13 protein-coding genes are annotated in these 16,258 nt (G+C 41.3%); 6 read left to right on the forward strand and 7 right to left on the reverse strand.

Annotated elements, in window-relative coordinates; all coding sequences use genetic code 11:
• Positions 1-53: 53 nt before the first annotated feature.
• The 7 genes from trkA to HMPREF9448_RS06480 all read right to left on the reverse strand — a co-directional run bounded on the left by trkA (position 54) and on the right by HMPREF9448_RS06480 (position 7,571).
• Positions 54-1,388 carry a Trk system potassium transporter TrkA gene (gene trkA, locus HMPREF9448_RS06450; RefSeq protein ID WP_008861779.1) on the reverse strand — a complete coding sequence of 445 codons (1,335 nt, stop codon included), beginning with the start codon at positions 1,386-1,388 and terminating at the stop codon, positions 54-56.
• 29 nt (positions 1,389-1,417) lie between these two features.
• Positions 1,418-3,316 carry a 1-deoxy-D-xylulose-5-phosphate synthase gene (gene dxs, locus HMPREF9448_RS06455; protein ID WP_008861780.1) on the reverse strand — a complete coding sequence of 633 codons (1,899 nt, stop codon included), beginning with the start codon at positions 3,314-3,316 and terminating at the stop codon, positions 1,418-1,420.
• Between the two features lie 31 nt (positions 3,317-3,347).
• A complete protein-coding gene (locus HMPREF9448_RS14420; RefSeq protein WP_008861781.1) occupies positions 3,348-3,527 on the reverse strand; it encodes a hypothetical protein in 180 nt (59 codons plus the stop codon).
• A gap of 178 nt (positions 3,528-3,705) precedes the next feature.
• Complete coding sequence (locus HMPREF9448_RS06465) at positions 3,706-4,479, reverse strand: prephenate dehydrogenase (protein ID WP_008861782.1); 774 nt, start codon at positions 4,477-4,479, stop codon at positions 3,706-3,708.
• Positions 4,480-4,484: 5 nt separating this feature from the next.
• Positions 4,485-5,549, reverse strand: a complete 1,065-nt coding sequence (locus HMPREF9448_RS06470; protein WP_008861783.1) for a bifunctional 3-deoxy-7-phosphoheptulonate synthase/chorismate mutase type II — start codon at positions 5,547-5,549, stop codon at positions 4,485-4,487.
• 14 nt (positions 5,550-5,563) lie between these two features.
• Complete coding sequence (locus tag HMPREF9448_RS06475) at positions 5,564-6,751, reverse strand: pyridoxal phosphate-dependent aminotransferase (RefSeq protein WP_008861784.1); 1,188 nt, start codon at positions 6,749-6,751, stop codon at positions 5,564-5,566.
• Positions 6,726-7,571, reverse strand: a complete 846-nt coding sequence (locus tag HMPREF9448_RS06480; RefSeq protein WP_008861785.1) for a prephenate dehydratase — start codon at positions 7,569-7,571, stop codon at positions 6,726-6,728. The genes HMPREF9448_RS06475 and HMPREF9448_RS06480 overlap by 26 nt, the downstream gene beginning before the upstream one ends.
• Before the next feature lie 455 nt (positions 7,572-8,026).
• Here HMPREF9448_RS06480 and HMPREF9448_RS06490 point away from each other — a divergent pair, with 455 nt between their 5' ends.
• The 6 genes from HMPREF9448_RS06490 to guaB all read left to right on the forward strand — a co-directional run bounded on the left by HMPREF9448_RS06490 (position 8,027) and on the right by guaB (position 16,108).
• Positions 8,027-8,485 (forward strand): hypothetical protein, encoded by a 459-nt coding sequence (locus HMPREF9448_RS06490; protein ID WP_008861786.1) that lies wholly within the window; start codon positions 8,027-8,029, stop codon positions 8,483-8,485.
• Between the two features lie 193 nt (positions 8,486-8,678).
• Complete coding sequence (tig, locus tag HMPREF9448_RS06495) at positions 8,679-10,040, forward strand: trigger factor (protein WP_008861787.1); 1,362 nt, start codon at positions 8,679-8,681, stop codon at positions 10,038-10,040.
• A gap of 234 nt (positions 10,041-10,274) precedes the next feature.
• Positions 10,275-10,946, forward strand: coding sequence for an ATP-dependent Clp endopeptidase proteolytic subunit ClpP (gene clpP, locus HMPREF9448_RS06500; RefSeq protein ID WP_008861788.1), 672 nt, complete (start codon positions 10,275-10,277; stop codon positions 10,944-10,946).
• A 10-nt stretch (positions 10,947-10,956) separates the two neighbouring features.
• Positions 10,957-12,183 (forward strand): ATP-dependent Clp protease ATP-binding subunit ClpX, encoded by a 1,227-nt coding sequence (gene clpX / locus HMPREF9448_RS06505; RefSeq protein ID WP_008861789.1) that lies wholly within the window; start codon positions 10,957-10,959, stop codon positions 12,181-12,183.
• A 104-nt stretch (positions 12,184-12,287) separates the two neighbouring features.
• The gene (recQ, locus tag HMPREF9448_RS06510; RefSeq protein ID WP_008861790.1) at positions 12,288-14,468 is read left to right on the forward strand and encodes a DNA helicase RecQ; all 2,181 of its coding nucleotides are present in this window, start codon (positions 12,288-12,290) and stop codon (positions 14,466-14,468) included.
• Between the two features lie 167 nt (positions 14,469-14,635).
• Positions 14,636-16,108: an IMP dehydrogenase gene (guaB, locus tag HMPREF9448_RS06515; RefSeq protein WP_008861791.1), complete on the forward strand. Its 1,473-nt coding sequence runs from the start codon at positions 14,636-14,638 to the stop codon at positions 16,106-16,108.
• Positions 16,109-16,258 lie beyond the last annotated feature (150 nt).

Raw genomic sequence — 16,258 nt, forward strand, 5'->3', positions numbered from 1 at the left:
ATATTCCGATGAATTTCAGTATGACATGAAAGTTAATTTTGGGCATGATATTCCTAATTGAAAAGCTTCTCTATTTTATGTAATGCTGTGTCGAGACAGAAAATAACGACGTGATCATTCGGTTGTATCCATGTGTTTCCGGTTACGACCATGCCGTGTCCATTACGAACCAATCCACCGATTGTTAAATCGGACGGGAGTTTTAGGTCTTTTACTGCGGCTTTGGTAATTTTAGAATTTTCTTTTGCAACCAATTCTACGACTTCGGCGTCGGATAATGCGAGACATTTAGCATTTGAGGAGTCTTCGTCGAGCAACAATTGGAAGATACGGCTGGCCGCTAGTAATTTTTTATTGATGATATTTCCTATATTTAGCCGTTCGGCAGTAGAAATGAACTGGATATTTTCGACTTCTGCAATAGTCTTTTTTACCCCTAATTCTTTGGCGGTTAAACAAGCTAATATATTTGTTTCGGAACTATCGGTTAATGCTATAAATGCATCCATGTCACGGATTCCTTCTTCTTTCAAAAGATCCACATTGCGTCCGTCTCCTTGAATAATGATTATATCGTTCATGTATTCGGCTAATTTATAACTCTTTTGCTTGTCGCATTCGATGAGTTTTATTGCCATATTATCAGGCGCGTAACTCGATATGCGTATAGCGATACGGCTGCCTCCCATGATCATTATTTTGTGAATTTCTGCTTCTGTTTCACCTGAGAGTTTTTGAATTTCTTGTATATGATTAGGAGTCGTGGTAAAGTATGCGATGTCTCCTATTTTTATTTCGTCGTTTCCTCTTGGAATAATAGTTTCATGTATACGTTTGATGGCCGCGATGTGAAATTGGCTTTCGGCTGTTGTAAGTTCATAGAGTTTTTTATTCAGAATTTTAGCGTTGTCGTGTAATTTTACACTTAGTACGATTAATTCTCCATTACAAAGTTCAAACCAGTTGCGTGTCCAGGTGTGTTTTAATGCGGTTATTACTTCTTCTGCGGCCAGTTTTTCGGGATATATCAGTTCATTTACTCCCAGATTTTCAAAGAAGGCTTTATTTTCAGGCAAAAGGTATTCGTAGTTGTCCACTCTTGCCAGAGTTTTTTTTGCGCCTAGTTTCGATGCCATTGTACATGCCATGATATTACGAGACTCGAAGGGCATGACAGCAATAAATAAATCGGCTTTATATACTTGGGCTTGTTTTAATGTTTGGAATGCAGTAGGGTTTCCGATGACAGTCATTAAATTATAATTGGCATCGAGTTCTCGTAGTTTTTCTTCATCATTGTCGATTAGAATAATATCCTGTTCTTCTCGGGATAACAGTTTTGCTAAATGTGTTCCAACCTCTCCGGCTCCAGCAATGATTATTTTCATAATTATTAGTTCTCTTTTATTTCTATGATTTACCAATTACCAATAATTACCGAGTAAATATTTTCTTCATCTATACCACATAGTTGGTGTAGTTCTTTAACTGTCCCCTGTGCTATGAATTTATCGGGGATTCCTATTCGTTTTATATGGGGTGTATATCCATTGTCGGACATGAATTCTAATACAGCACTTCCGAAGCCTCCTGTTATGCATCCATCTTCTACGGTTATGATTCGTTTGTATTTTTGGGCTACTTCGTGAAGAATTTCTTCGTCAATGGGTTTGACAAAAATCATATCGTAGAGAGCTGCTTTTACACCTGTCTTTCGGGCCCGCTCTACGGCTTGTCGTGCCGCGACACCCGCAGTCCCGATACTCAGTACGGCTATCTCATTTCCGTCGTAGAGCTTGCGACCTTTCCCGATAGGAATTTCGTGCATAGGGCATTCCCAATCGACATGACTTCCGCAACCGCGAGGATAGCGAATGGCAAACGGCCCGCGGTCGGATAGTTGTGCTGTGTACATGAGATGTCGCAGATAATGTTCGTCCATAGGTGCAGCAATAGTCATATTGGGTATGCAACGCAAATAGCACATATCGAATGCACCGTGATGGGTAACCCCGTCTTCTCCCACGAGTCCAGCGCGGTCGATACAAAATGTTACCGGTAAGTTTTGTATGGCGACATCGTGAATGACTTCGTCGAATCCTCTTTGGAGAAAAGTCGAATAGATGCTGCAAAATGGTTGTAATCCTTCTTTGGCCAAACCAGCGGCAAAGGTGACGGCATGTTCTTCGGAGATACCGACATCAAAAGACCTTTCGGGAAATTTCTCCATCATAAAACAGGTGGAACTTCCCGTTGGCATTGCAGGTGTGATAACTGTTATTTTATCGTTTTTTTTAGCCAATTCGACAAGCGTGAGTCCGAATACATCTTGAAATTTGGGAGGTTTTTGCTCTTCTGTTACGGTAATTCTATCGCCCGTTTCTGGATTAAAACAGCCCGGAGCGTGCCAAATAGTCGGTTCTTTTTCGGCCGGAGCATATCCTTTCCCTTTGATCGTACGTAGGTGAAGTATTTTCGGACCGGTCATATCTTTTATATCGTTGAGTTTATTGACGATATTAACCACATTGTGCCCGTCTATGGGACCGAAATATCGTATATTTAAACCTTCGAAAATGTTTTGCTGCTTGGTTAGCAATGCTTTTAGGCTATTGTTGAAACGTAAAATGGCCCCCCTGTGTTCATCGTCTATCAGATTTAGCTTACGTAGGGTACGATAAGCATCGTATCTGAGTTTATTATAGCTTTTCGATGTAGTGATGTTTACTAGATATTCGTTTAGCCCTCCGACATTATGGTCGATTGCCATATCGTTGTCGTTCAGTATGATGAGCAAGTTATTAGGACTGATGGAGGCGTTATTCAATCCTTCAAAGGCTAATCCTCCGGCAATGGATGCATCTCCGATGACAGCAATGACTTTTCTTTCTTTTTGTTCGTGTTTCAGTTGTGTAGCAATGGCCATGCCTAATGCTGCTGATATGGAATTAGATGCATGCCCGGCGATGAAAGCGTCGTATTCGCTTTCGGCCGGGTTTGGAAATCCACTCAATCCGTTGAGTTTACGACAAGTATAAAATCTGTCTCGTCTTTCAGTTAAAATCTTATGCCCGTAGGCTTGATGTCCCACGTCCCAAACTATGCGGTCGTATGGAGTGTCGAATACATAGTGTAAGGCCACGGTCAATTCCACGGCCCCCATGCTAGACCCAAAATGTCCCGGATTATGGGCGAGAGTATTGATAATGAAATGCCTGATTTCATCACACACTTGGGGTAGCTCGCTAACCTGTAATTTTCGTAAATCGGCGGGTGTGTTTATTTGTTTCAGTAGTTCTGTATTGTCGGGGTTCATTTTTAGTCTCTTTTACGTAAATACAATGGTACTATTTACCTTTACTCTCTTGCTTCCATCGTTTGTAGAGTGGAACGAATACAATGATTCCCGAAGCAATGATAGCGAACAGAGCTTGCCCGTCGATGCCTCTTCCCCTAATTAGAAGAACGCATAAGAATACCCATAATAAGGCTATGCATGAAATACGGAACGTATTATATTTTCTCATGTTAATCCATAGGTTTGTTAGTGCGCTTATATATACGCCTAAGTTAACCTACAAATATAAATATTCTTTTGCAATCCATGAAAATATTGTATCAATTTCATTTTATAAAGTTGGTGAGGCAGGGCGTGCGTGAAATGAAAAAGGCTTGCGTTAAGCAAGCCTTTTTCATGATTTTGAGCTATTCTATGTTTTTTCTCACTTGGGTGAGGTATTCTTTCATTTTTATGGAATCTTTACGCTCGATAATATCGAGGAGAGACGATAACTGTTTCTGTATTCCCCGCACTTGGTCGGGAGTATTGGGATTGAAAAGAATTTCGGTTAGCAGGTAGTCGTCTTCCGAAAGTAGCCCCCTTGCTATGTCCATATGTTTTTTGAATGTCGTGCCGGGAGCCTCTTGATGTTTCATAATCGAGGCGAACACCAACGTCGAAGTGAATGGAACCGAGAGCGAATAAGCTATGGTTTCGTCATGCTCTTTAAAACTGTATTCGAATATATTCAATCTCAGTCGCTGGTAAATATCCTTGAAAAAGATTTTGCCCATGTGGTCGCCTTCGGTAATGATAATTGTATTTTGCGTACTTAGGTCGCTCAAATTAGCGAATGTCGGTCCGAACATAGGGTGTGTCGATACGAATGGGTGTCGGGCTTGGGCGTAAAATTCGGGTAATCCGGTCTTGACCGAAGCAATATCCGATAGGATTGTGTGAGCCGGTAAATAGGGGAGAACGGTTTGAAACGCTTCTATCGTATATTTTACGGTTGCCGCATTGATGACTAAGTCGGGCGTAAAATCTTGTATTTCTTCTGGCCGGGTCATTCGCAAAGTGTTGAATGCGAATCTCAGTCGATGAGGGTCTATGTCGTATAGGGCGATTTCATGGTCGAAACTGAGTACATCGGCAAAGAAAGAGCCCATTTTTCCGGCTCCGAGAATTACTATTTTCATTGTTTTTATTTATTAATAATATCCATTTGTTGATGTACCGATTCTTCGTGAATGGCTTGCATCACTTCTTTCATGAATTCTCCGCTCATTCCCAACTCAACGGCTTGTGCCATGCGTTTTTGTAGGATTTCGTCATAGCGGTTAGTTTGCAGCACGGGCATACTGTGCTCTTTTTTATATTGCCCGATTTCTCTGGATATGCGCATGCGTTTGGCTAACAGTTCGAGCAGTTGATTGTCGAGGTTGTCTATTTGGTGACGTAGTTCCGATAGGTTTTCTGTCGTCTGTGTGGTCTCTCGTATTACCAACATGTTGAGTATATAGTCCAGAGCGTCGGGGGTCACTTGCTGATTTTTATCGCTCCATGCACAATCGGGGTCGCAATGGGATTCAACGATTAGTCCGTCGAATCCCAGATCCATCGCTTGTTGGCTCAATGGAGCTACAAGTTCGCGTTTACCGCCGATGTGGCTAGGGTCGCAAAAAATAGGAAGATTGGGGAGACGGCGACGTAGTTCGATGGGAATGTGCCATTGAGGCATATTGCGGTACAACTGTTTGTCGTAGCTGCTAAAACCCCGGTGTATGACTGCCAGTCGGTGGAGACCAGCGTTATAAATGCGTTCGACGGCTCCTATCCATAGTTCTAAGTCGGGATTTACCGGATTCTTGATGAGTACCGGAATGTCTACACCTTTCAGTGCGTTGGCTATTTCTTGAACCGCAAAGGGATTGGCGGTCGTGCGTGCTCCGATCCATAAAATGTCGATACCATGTTTTAATGCTTCGAATACGTGCCGTTCAGTGGCAACCTCTGTTGCCGTGTACATACCGGTTTCTTCTTTGACGTGTTTTAACCAAGCAAGGCCTTCTACGCCTATACCTTCGAATCCGCCCGGTTTGGTACGAGGCTTCCATATACCTGCACGAAATATTTTAATGCCGCGCTCGGCGAGGCTTTTCGCTGTGGTCATTACTTGCTCTTCGGTTTCGGCGCTACATGGGCCGGCTATGATAATAGGGCGTTTAGAGTCTATTCCGGGAAGTAAAATTGATTGTAAATCTTCCATAATGGTATTGTTATTTATTTTATTTGATTTTTTTCTATACGGTGTAACGCTTCTTGCATCTTTTTTTCGGGGGCGCAAAGCGAAATGCGAATATATCTGTTCCCTCGACTTCCGAAAATGAATCCCGGAGTAATGAAGACGTGCGCGTTGTATAATATTTCGTCGGCTAACGATTCGGCATCTGTTGCACTATCGGGAATTTTTCCCCATACGAACAATCCTGCTTGTGAAGGATCATAACTGCAACCGAGAGCTTTCATGATTTTTTCTGCGATATCACGTCGGTTACGGTACACTTCGTTTAATTGGTCATACCATTCTTGGCCGCATGACAATGCTTTTGTCGCAGCCATTTGTAGCGGACGGAACATTCCTGAATCGATATTACTTTTCACTTTCAAAATCCATTCGATAAATTGAGGGTTGGAAGCAAGCATACCGATTCGCCAACCGGACATGTTGTGAGATTTGCTTAAAGAATTCATTTCGATACAAATGTCCTTAGACCCGGGGACAGCTAGTATACTCATCGGATTGTCGTTGAGAATGAAACTGTACGGGTTGTCGTTCACGATGATTATGTTGTGACGCTTCCCGAAATCCACCAGCTTGGTAAACAATTCCATAGATGCTTTGGCTCCCGTAGGCATATTGGGATAGTTGACCCACATTAACTTTATACGATCGAGCGGTAACGACTCTAATTGCTTGAAGTCGGGTTGCCAATGGTTATTTTCGTCGAGGTCGTAGGTGAAAATTTCAGCTTCGGCCAGTCGGCTGACGGAACTGTATGTGGGGTATCCCGGGTTGGGAACCAATACCCCGTCTCCGGCATTGAGAAATGCCAGACTGATGTGCAATATACCCTCTTTGGACCCTATAAGGGGTTGTATTTCTTTTTGAGGATCGAGTGTTACATTGTACCATCTGTTATACCAATCGGCGAAGGCTCGGCGTAGTTCGGGTATGCCTATGTAAGGTTGGTATCCGTGAACATCAGACTTCCGGCTCTCCGTACACAGGGTTTCAATCGTTTCGGGGTGGGGCGGCCTGTCAGGCCCGCCTATGCCCAGACTGATAATATCCAAACCGCGGGCATTTAGTTCGGCTATTTCTTTCAACTTTTTTGAGAAGTAGTATTCGCTTATGTTATTTACCCGATTAGCGGGTCTGATATTAAAGGGGTTGATTGAATTCTGCATATTCTCCGAGTATTTTAAAGTCTTTTGTTAGAGGTCTTATTGCTTCGAGGGATTGTTTGTATCGAGTAAAATTATCGAATGTAAGGTCTATATAAAATCGGTATTCCCATTCTTTCCCGATAATGGGCATGGATTGTATTTTGGATAAGTTGATGTCATAGAAAGAAAGTATGGTGAGTACTTTTGATAAACTGCCTTGTGTATGTGGTAAACTGAAAACAAGTGAAGCTTTGTTTATGCGTTTGCCTGCTATTAAAATTTCACGGTGAAAAGGATCGGCAAGAATTAGAAAACGAGTGAAATTTCGTTTGTTGGTTTCGATACCTTCTGCCAAGATATTCATGTTGTAAATTTCGGCAGCCAGTTTGCCGCAAATGGCGGCATGGCCCGAAAGATGACGGTGCGAAATTTCTTGGGCACTACCGGCCGTATCGTCTTTTTCTACAACTTTCATTTTAGGGTGAGCTTGTAAAAAATCACCGCATTGCATTAATGCCATGGGGTGAGAGTTCACTTCGAGGATATCGTCCATAGTTTCTCCCGGTAGTGCGGCCAGTACGTGAGAAATACGTAATTTATATTCTCCTATGATACTTAATTCACTTTTTCGTAATAGTTCGTGATTCTGTAAAATGCTGCCTGCAATGGTGTTTTCAATGGCAATGATACCCAATAAAGAACGGTCGTTATTCATGCGGTCGAACATTTCGGGAAATGTCGAGCAGGGAACCGTTTCTATTTCTTCTTCCCCGAAATAAGATCGGGCGGCGGCCTCGTGGTAGCAACCGGCTATGCCTTGTATGGTGACTTTTTTATTCATAAGCAAGATAAATAAAAAATCCCGTTCGTATTGAACGGGATTTTATCATAAGTTTCTTAATTGTTTTCTATTTCTTTTTTTTGCATAAAACCCCGTTTCTATTTTTCTCCAAAATAAAAATAAAAGTAAAAGTAATATGCAAAATCAAAATTCTTCATTGCCTGTCAAATATGAGTTTGATGTTGCAAATGTAATGAAATCATTTTTGAATCCAAACAAATAGTTATATATTTTTGAATAAAACGAGATTTTTTTTATCGCATCGTTTTGTATATGGTATTTGAAACTTGCTTTGTATGTGACGAATAGGAGAAAATTTTGCATAACGGCGATGTCTACGGATTTTTTCGCTATCTTTGTCGTGAATGTAAAGGTAAGTTGAGCCGGGCGTGACTAAATAAATTGGTTTCCATCTTCGGTTACACTATCTTTGAAGTACAAATAATTATGTATTTATGGAAACTTCGGAATTAACACTTTTTTCTGCAATGTGTGAGTCTTTTTGTACGGCAGTGGAGAAGGCGCGTGCAGAGGCGATGTCCTTGACCGATATGTATGTGCAGGTGAAATACGATGAACAGTTGTTTTCGGTATTTGATGATACTGAAAATATATTGGTGCAATCGGTAATTGATGGATTGGACGAGTGGCGAGATTCCAGTGGAGAACGTTCGGATGCTGTGATAATTGCTTTTCTGAGGAAGGTGTTGAGTCATGAAGATGTGAATCTTGCTTTACATTCGCTGGATATTATACCACCTTTTTCTGTCGTGTTGGTAGATAATGAGATGGAGCCTGTCGCCGATTTGATTACATTGGACGATGAGAATATCTATTTGCACGATGATTTTTGGGAAAAAATGGATAAAGAGCTTGACGATTTTTTTGAACAATTGATGTCCGATACGAAATAAGGTGGGGTATTGGGGTTCAAAGGAGGCTGCTCTTGCAGAGTGGAAAGTCTTTTCACGATATAGGTAGAAAGAAAAAAATTAATAATAATTTGATTATCGAAAGATAAGCACTAATTTTGCGCTCTCAAATTTGCACGCTTTTTGTGGAAAGTTGAGAATAAATTTGTGAGTCTAATTTAATAAAATCATAAGAATGAACGTTTCGCATCAAAACACTGACAACCTGAATGCCGTGATTTCGATTGAAATTTCAAAGGCTGACTATCAGGAAAAAGTAGACAAATCTCTTCGTGCTTATGGGCAAAAAGCGAATATTCCCGGATTCAGAAAAGGGAAAGTTCCTTTTAGTATGCTCATGAAGATGTTTGGAAAATCGGTTCGAGTTGAAGAAATTAATCGTTTGGTTTCCGAGTCTCTGTACAATTATATTCGTGATAATAAGCTCAATATCTTGGGCGAGCCGATGACCGCAGAAGATATGACTGTCGATTTGGATACACAAGACGATTTCACGTTCCGTTTTGATGTGGCATTAGCCCCCGAATTGAATGTAAAGGTCGATAAAAAAATAAAAGTACCTTACTATACGATTACTGTCGATGATGACATGGTAAAACGTCAGAATGAATCCTTTTTGTCACGTTTCGGTAAACAGATTTCGGTAGATGAGTCTACCGATGAAAGAGACCTTATCAAAGGTTCGATGGTAGAAATGGTAAAAAAAGGGACTCCGGTAGAAGGGGGAATTACGGTCGAAAGTACCATCGTTTCTCCTGCATATTTCAAGAATGACAAGGAAAAAGCTAAATTTGCCGGCGTGAAGAAGGGTGACAAAGTGATGTTCAATCCTTCGAAAAGTTGTGATGCTTCGGTCGCAGAACTGGCCTCTATGTTGAATATCGATAAGGAAAAAGCTGCCAATGTGACATCGAATTTCGAGATGACAGTGACAGATATCACACATTTGCAACCTGCCGAATTGAATCAAGAATTATTTGACAATGTATTCGGTAAAGATGTTGTAAAAACAGAAGAGGAATATTTTGCTAAACTTCGTGAAATGATAGCGCATCAATTGGTTCCTGAAAGCGATTATAAATTTTCGATTGATGCACGTGCTGCGATAGAAAAGGCAGTAGGTGAGTTTGATTTGCCCGATGCATTTTTGAAACGTTGGTTGTTGGCTACCGATAAAAATCGTAAAGCTGAAAATATCGATGAGGATTTTGCGAAGATGGTTCCCGATTTGAAATGGCAGTTGATTAAAGAACAAATCGTAAAACAATTCGATATTCATGTCGATGATGCCGATTTGTTGGCTTTGGCAAAACGGGTAGCGGCAAGTCAGTTCGCACAATATGGTATGACAGGTGTTCCCGATGATGTTCTCGAACGTTATGCTAGGGAAATGTTATCGAGCAAAGAGTCTCGTTCGCGTCTTATTGACCAAGCTACGGAGCAGAAGATTCAAACTGCCATTAAGGAGTCTGTAACGCTTACGGACAAAGAAGTGACGATGGATAAATTCCAGAAAATGTTTGAAGTTGCCGAGTAATAAAATCGATATAATTATCGATAGCCCCGAGACGTAATGGCTTCGGGGCTTTTCATTGTTTGAAATCTTCCAATATAGTTAATTGATGCTTGTAGTTCGGTTGATGTATTATTTTTTGTGAAGATATTGGCAAAAAAGACCGGGCAGCAGAATTTTATTTGGGGTATAATTGTTTTTATTTATATCTTTGACTAAAAATAGGGATTAAAAAAACAATCTAAAAACGATATAATTATGACTAATGATTTTAGAAAATATGCGGTAAAACATTTGGGTATGAATGGACTTGCCCTTGATCAATATGCGCAGTTTACCAGTAGCTATCTTTCCCCTTCTATTATGGAGGAGCGCCAACTGAATGTAACCCAGATGGACGTGTTTTCGCGTTTAATGATGGACCGTATAATCTTTTTGGGAACTCCTATCGATGATTATACATCGAATGTTATAGAAGCACAGTTGCTTTATCTCGATTCTGCCGACCCGGGTAAAGATATATCTATTTATTTCAATACTCCCGGAGGGTCGGTATATGCCGGGTTGGGTATCTACGATACCATGCAGTTCATAAGCAGTGATATTTCTACGATCTGTACAGGTATGGCCGCCTCGATGGGCGCTGTATTGTTGGTTGCAGGGACAAAGGGAAAACGTTTTGCTTTGAAACATTCCCGGGTTATGATACATCAACCGATGGGAGGCGCACAAGGTCAGGCTTCGGATATAGAGATTACGGCAAGGGAGATACAGAAACTTAAAAAAGAACTCTATACCATTATAGCCGATCATTCGGGAAACTCGTATGAGCGTGTGGAGAAAGATTCCGATCGTGATTATTGGATGACTGCTCTTGAAGCCAAAGAATACGGTATGATTGACGACGTATTGGTAAAATCTATGAAATAATATTCTAGGAATGGCTAAGGGCGAAAAGTGTAGTTTTTGCGGAAGAGGAGAAAATGAGGTAAGATTATTAATGCCGGGGCGTGACGGTTGCATTTGCGACGAGTGTGCCGAGCAAGCCTATCTCCTTTCCGAAGAATATTTGCATAAAAAGAAAAAAGCGAGTTCCAAATGGACCGTATCCCGAGAGGATTTACCTAAACCGGAAGAGATAAAAACATTTCTCGATCAGTATGTTATCGGGCAGGACGATGCCAAGCGTTATTTGTCGGTTTCGGTCTATAACCATTATAAACGTGTTTTGCAGGTAGCCGATAATGATGATGTTGAGATTGAGAAATCGAATATTATTATGGTCGGCCCTACCGGAACCGGAAAGACCTTATTGGCGAAGACGATTGCTCGTTTATTGAAAGTTCCGTTTACGATTGTCGATGCTACTGTCTTGACCGAGGCCGGTTATGTGGGCGAGGATATCGAAAGCATTTTGACCCGTTTGCTGCAAGTTGCCGATTATGATGTCGAGGCGGCTGAGCGAGGTATTGTGTTTATCGACGAGATCGACAAAATTGCTCGTAAAAGCGATAATCCTTCGATTACCCGTGATGTCAGCGGTGAGGGCGTACAGCAAGGTTTGTTGAAATTATTGGAGGGTTCTATCGTAAATGTTCCGCCGCAAGGCGGGCGTAAACACCCCGAGCAGAAAATGATACCAGTGAATACAAAGAATATTTTGTATATTTGTGGCGGGGCTTTTGACGGAATAGAACGTAAAATCGCCATGAGGTTGAACACCCATGTCGTAGGTTATAATGGAGGTGGTAGCAATGGTCGTATAGATCGGGAAAATCTGTTACAGTATATTGCGCCCCAAGATTTGAAATCGTTTGGTCTTATTCCTGAAATTATAGGACGATTGCCCATTTTAACCTATTTGCAACCTTTGGACAAGGCCGCGCTACGGAGAATTCTGGTAGAGCCTAAGAATTCGATTATCAAACAATATATCAAACTTTTCGAAATGGACGGAGTGAAACTTTCGTTTGATGAGGATATGCTTGATTATGTTGTCGAAAAGGCCGTAGAGTTCAAGTTGGGAGCCCGAGGATTGCGCTCTATTGTCGAAACGATTATGATGGATGCTATGTATGAAACGCCTTCTTCGACAAAAAAGAAATTGCATATAACACGTAGCTATGCAGAAAAGAAGTTAGAAAAAGCAAAACTATTGGCAGTATAAGAAAAAACAGCAAGAAAAAATTTGGTAATTAAGAGGAGTTGTTTATAAATTTGTTTGACCGATAAAGGTCGGCGAATATACATAACGAGAAAGAGAGTAACCGTATGGCAAAAGAAGTAAATTTGACTGAGGAACTGAAAAGGAATTTCGGATTCGATACATTTAAGGGAAATCAGGAAGCGATTATCAGAAATTTGCTTGCCGGGAATGATACATTTGTATTGATGCCTACCGGAGGAGGGAAGTCGCTTTGTTATCAATTGCCGTCGTTGATTCTTGACGGTACTGCGATAGTTATTTCGCCTTTGATTGCATTGATGAAGAATCAGGTCGATGCTATGCGGAATTTCAGTGCCGAAGATGGTGTCGCTCATTTCATAAACTCCTCTTTGAACAAAACTGCGATAGACCAAGTAAAAACCGATATTTTATCGGGGAAAACCAAATTGTTATATGTTGCTCCTGAATCCTTGACGAAGGAAGAAAATATTGATTTTCTTAAACAGGTGAATGTGTCGTTTTATGCGGTAGATGAAGCCCATTGTATTTCGGAATGGGGACATGATTTCCGTCCTGAATATCGACGTATCCGACCTATTATTAATGAGATTGGTGTACGTCCTGTAATAGCTCTTACCGCGACTGCGACTCCGAAAGTCCAGCATGATATACAGAAGAATCTGGGCATGTTGGAAGCTACTGTATTTAAGTCGTCGTTTAATCGTCCTAATCTTTATTATGAGGTTCGCCCGAAAACAGCGAATATCGATAAAGACATTATTAAATATATAAAATCGCAGGAGGGTAAATCGGGTATAATCTATTGTTTGAGTCGAAAGAAAGTAGAAGAACTGGCAGAATTGTTACAGGTAAACGGAATTCGTGCGCTGCCATATCATGCCGGAATGGACTCTGCGACTAGGACTCAGAATCAAGATGCATTCTTGTTGGAGAAAATAGATGTTATCGTTGCCACGATAGCCTTTGGTATGGGGATTGATAAGCCCGATGTCAGGTATGTCATACATTACGATATACCCAAAAGTCTGGAAGGCTATTATCAAGAGACGGGACGAGCCGGTCGAGATGGAGGAGAAGGTCAGTGTATAACTTTTTATATCAATAAAGATTTACAGAAACTCGAAAAATTCATGCAGGGAAAACCCATTGCCGAGCAAGAGATTGGTAAACAGCTTTTGTTAGAAACTGCTGCTTATGCCGAATCTTCTCTTTGTCGTCGCAAGATTTTACTGCATTATTTTGGAGAAGAGTATGAGGAAGATAATTGTGGAAATTGTGATAATTGCCTAAATCCTAAAAAGCAAGTGGAAGCAAAAGATCAACTTTGTGCGGTTCTTGAAACTATTATTGCACTGAAAGAAAAATTTAAAGCCGAATATGTGATAGATGTCTTGTTAGGTAAAGAAACGAGCCAAATACTTTCGTATCAACATGAAGATTTAGAGGTGTTTGGAAGCGGACAGGGTGAAGATGAGCGCACGTGGAACGCCGTCATTCGACAAGCATTGATAGCCGGCTACATAGGTAAAGATATTGAGAATTATGGACTATTGAAGGTAACGAAGGCTGGGCATGCGTTTTTGAAGAATCCGGTTTCGTTTAAGATTGTCAAAGATGTCGATTTTGACGAGGTGGAGGAAGAAGTGCCCATGAAAGGTGGAGCTTCTTGTGCGGTCGATCCCGAGTTATATTCTATTTTGAAAGATTTGCGAAAGAAAATCGCTAAACGATTGGAACTTCCTCCGTATGTGATTTTTCAAGACCCTTCATTAGAAGCTATGGCGACAACCTATCCGATTACAATTGAGGAGTTACAAAATATTCCGGGGGTAGGAGCAGGTAAAGCGAAACGTTACGGAGAAGAATTCGTTAAAGTCATCAAAGCTCATGTGGAAGAAAATGAAATTGAGCGTCCCGAAGATTTAAGGGTGCGTACGGTTGCCAATAAGTCGAAATTGAAAGTATCCATTATTCAGGCCATCGACAGGAAAATTGCACTTGATGAATTGGCCGAGTCGAAGGGCCTTGAATTTGGAGAGTTGCTCGATGAGATAGAGGCGATTGTTTATTCGGGAACGAAAATCAATATCGACTATTTCCTGCACGAGATTATGGACGACGAGCATATCGACGATATTTTTGACTACTTCAAGGAGAGTGAAAGCGATAGTCTCGAAGATGCCATTGAGGAGTTTGGTATGGAGTATAGCGAAGAAGAAATTCGTTTGATACGTATCAAGTTCCTTTCAGAGATGGGAAATTAAAAGCCGAGAAATAATAGTAAAAAAGCGACATTCCGATAATCGGTTGTCGCTTTTTTATTTTAGCTTTTGGGGTGATAAATAAATAATTTAAAAATCTTCATGTATAGATAATAGCTTGCCGAAAAATAATTATCTTTGCATGCAATAAAATTCTAATGAACCCCATTATGTCATTTGTTGCAGAAAAAGTGGTGATGGACGGATTAACTTTTGACGATGTTTTGTTAATCCCCGCTTACTCCGAAGTCCTTCCTCGTAATGTCGAGTTGTCGACGCAGTTTTCACGCAATATCCGATTAAATATTCCATTAGTTTCGGCAGCCATGGATACGGTAACCGAGGCGCAATTGGCTATTGCTATCGCTCGTGAAGGAGGAATTGGAGTCATTCATAAAAATATGAGTATCGAGGCTCAGGCCCGTCAAGTTCATGCTGTTAAACGAGCTGAGAATGGAATGATTTATGACCCTGTGACAATCAAGTGTGGGTCGACGGTGCGCGAAGCGTTGTCTATGATGAGTGAATACCATATAGGAGGGATTCCCGTAGTGGACGATAAAAATCTTTTGGTGGGTATTGTAACGAATCGGGACTTGCGTTTTGAACGCGATTTGGAAAGATTGGTAGACGAGGTAATGACCAAAGACAATTTAGTGACGACTTCACAATCCACCGATTTGCAACAGGCTGCGGATATTCTTCAAAGGCACAAGATAGAGAAGCTCCCGGTTGTCGATAAAGACGGCCATTTGGTAGGGTTGGTTACTTATAAGGATATAACGAAAGCCAAAGATAAACCGTTTGCTTGTAAAGATAAATTAGGTCGGCTGCGTGTGGCTGCGGGGGTCGGTGTTACGGCCGATTCGATGACTCGTGTGGATGCGTTGGTAGAAGCCGGAGTCGATGCTGTCGTTATAGATACGGCGCATGGACATTCTAAGGGCGTAATCGGTGTATTGAAAGATATAAAAGCAAAATATCCCGATATCGATGTCGTTGTGGGAAATATTGCGACGGGTGAAGCTGCTAAATTTTTGGTGGAAGCCGGAGCCGACGGAGTGAAAGTAGGTATAGGTCCCGGTTCCATTTGTACGACCCGGGTGATTGCCGGTGTCGGGGTTCCTCAATTATCTGCCGTTTATGACGTGGCGAAAGCATTGAAAGGAACAGGTGTGCCATTGATTGCCGATGGTGGAATTCGTTATTCGGGTGATATTGTAAAAGCATTGGCTGCTGGGGCTTACTCGGTTATGTTGGGCGGTATGCTGGCTGGTGTTGAAGAATCGCCGGGAGAAACGATCATATTCAATGGACGTAAGTATAAGTCATATCGGGGTATGGGATCTCTCGAAGCGATGGAGAAAGGTTCGAAAGACCGTTATTTCCAAGCTAATGAGACTGATACTAAAAAATTGGTTCCCGAGGGAATTGCGGCTCGTGTTCCCTTTAAAGGATCTTTATATGAAGTGGTTTATCAGATGGTCGGCGGTTTGCGTGCCGGAATGGGATATTGTGGAGCTAAGGATATAGAGGCTTTACATGATGCTAAGTTTACTCGTATTACCAATGCTGGTGTAGCCGAAAGTCACCCTCATGATGTGTCGATAACCAGCGAGGCTCCGAATTATAGTAGAGGATAACTTTTCCGATAAGGAAGGTGGATTTTTATTTTTGGGAAGAATACACTATTTTAGTGATTACGATATAATTTTCTTATATTTGAAGCGTTAAAATAGTGTATTATTTTTGTTGATAACTCGGGACTATCAAGTCTCAATAAAATGTAGTGC

Origin of the sequence: Barnesiella intestinihominis YIT 11860 (genome assembly GCF_000296465.1) — a bacterium.
GTDB classification, from domain to species: Bacteria; Bacteroidota; Bacteroidia; order Bacteroidales; family Barnesiellaceae; genus Barnesiella; species Barnesiella intestinihominis.

Bases quoted from the DNA above. Each gene is read 5' to 3' on its own strand.
- recQ (WP_008861790.1), top strand. From the start codon at position 12,288: ATGGCAAAAGAAGTAAATTTGACTGAGGAACTGAAAAGGAATTTCGGA.
- trkA (WP_008861779.1), bottom strand. From the start codon at position 1,388: ATGAAAATAATCATTGCTGGAGCCGGAGAGGTTGGAACACATTTAGCA.
- guaB (WP_008861791.1), top strand. From the start codon at position 14,636: ATGTCATTTGTTGCAGAAAAAGTGGTGATGGACGGATTAACTTTTGAC.
- HMPREF9448_RS14420 (WP_008861781.1), bottom strand. From the start codon at position 3,527: ATGAGAAAATATAATACGTTCCGTATTTCATGCATAGCCTTATTATGG.
- clpP (WP_008861788.1), top strand. From the start codon at position 10,275: ATGACTAATGATTTTAGAAAATATGCGGTAAAACATTTGGGTATGAAT.
- HMPREF9448_RS06475 (WP_008861784.1), bottom strand. From the start codon at position 6,751: ATGCAGAATTCAATCAACCCCTTTAATATCAGACCCGCTAATCGGGTA.
- HMPREF9448_RS06465 (WP_008861782.1), bottom strand. From the start codon at position 4,479: ATGAAAATAGTAATTCTCGGAGCCGGAAAAATGGGCTCTTTCTTTGCC.
- HMPREF9448_RS06470 (WP_008861783.1), bottom strand. From the start codon at position 5,549: ATGGAAGATTTACAATCAATTTTACTTCCCGGAATAGACTCTAAACGC.
- tig (WP_008861787.1), top strand. From the start codon at position 8,679: ATGAACGTTTCGCATCAAAACACTGACAACCTGAATGCCGTGATTTCG.
- dxs (WP_008861780.1), bottom strand. From the start codon at position 3,316: ATGAACCCCGACAATACAGAACTACTGAAACAAATAAACACACCCGCC.
- HMPREF9448_RS06490 (WP_008861786.1), top strand. From the start codon at position 8,027: ATGGAAACTTCGGAATTAACACTTTTTTCTGCAATGTGTGAGTCTTTT.
- clpX (WP_008861789.1), top strand. From the start codon at position 10,957: ATGGCTAAGGGCGAAAAGTGTAGTTTTTGCGGAAGAGGAGAAAATGAG.
- HMPREF9448_RS06480 (WP_008861785.1), bottom strand. From the start codon at position 7,571: ATGAATAAAAAAGTCACCATACAAGGCATAGCCGGTTGCTACCACGAG.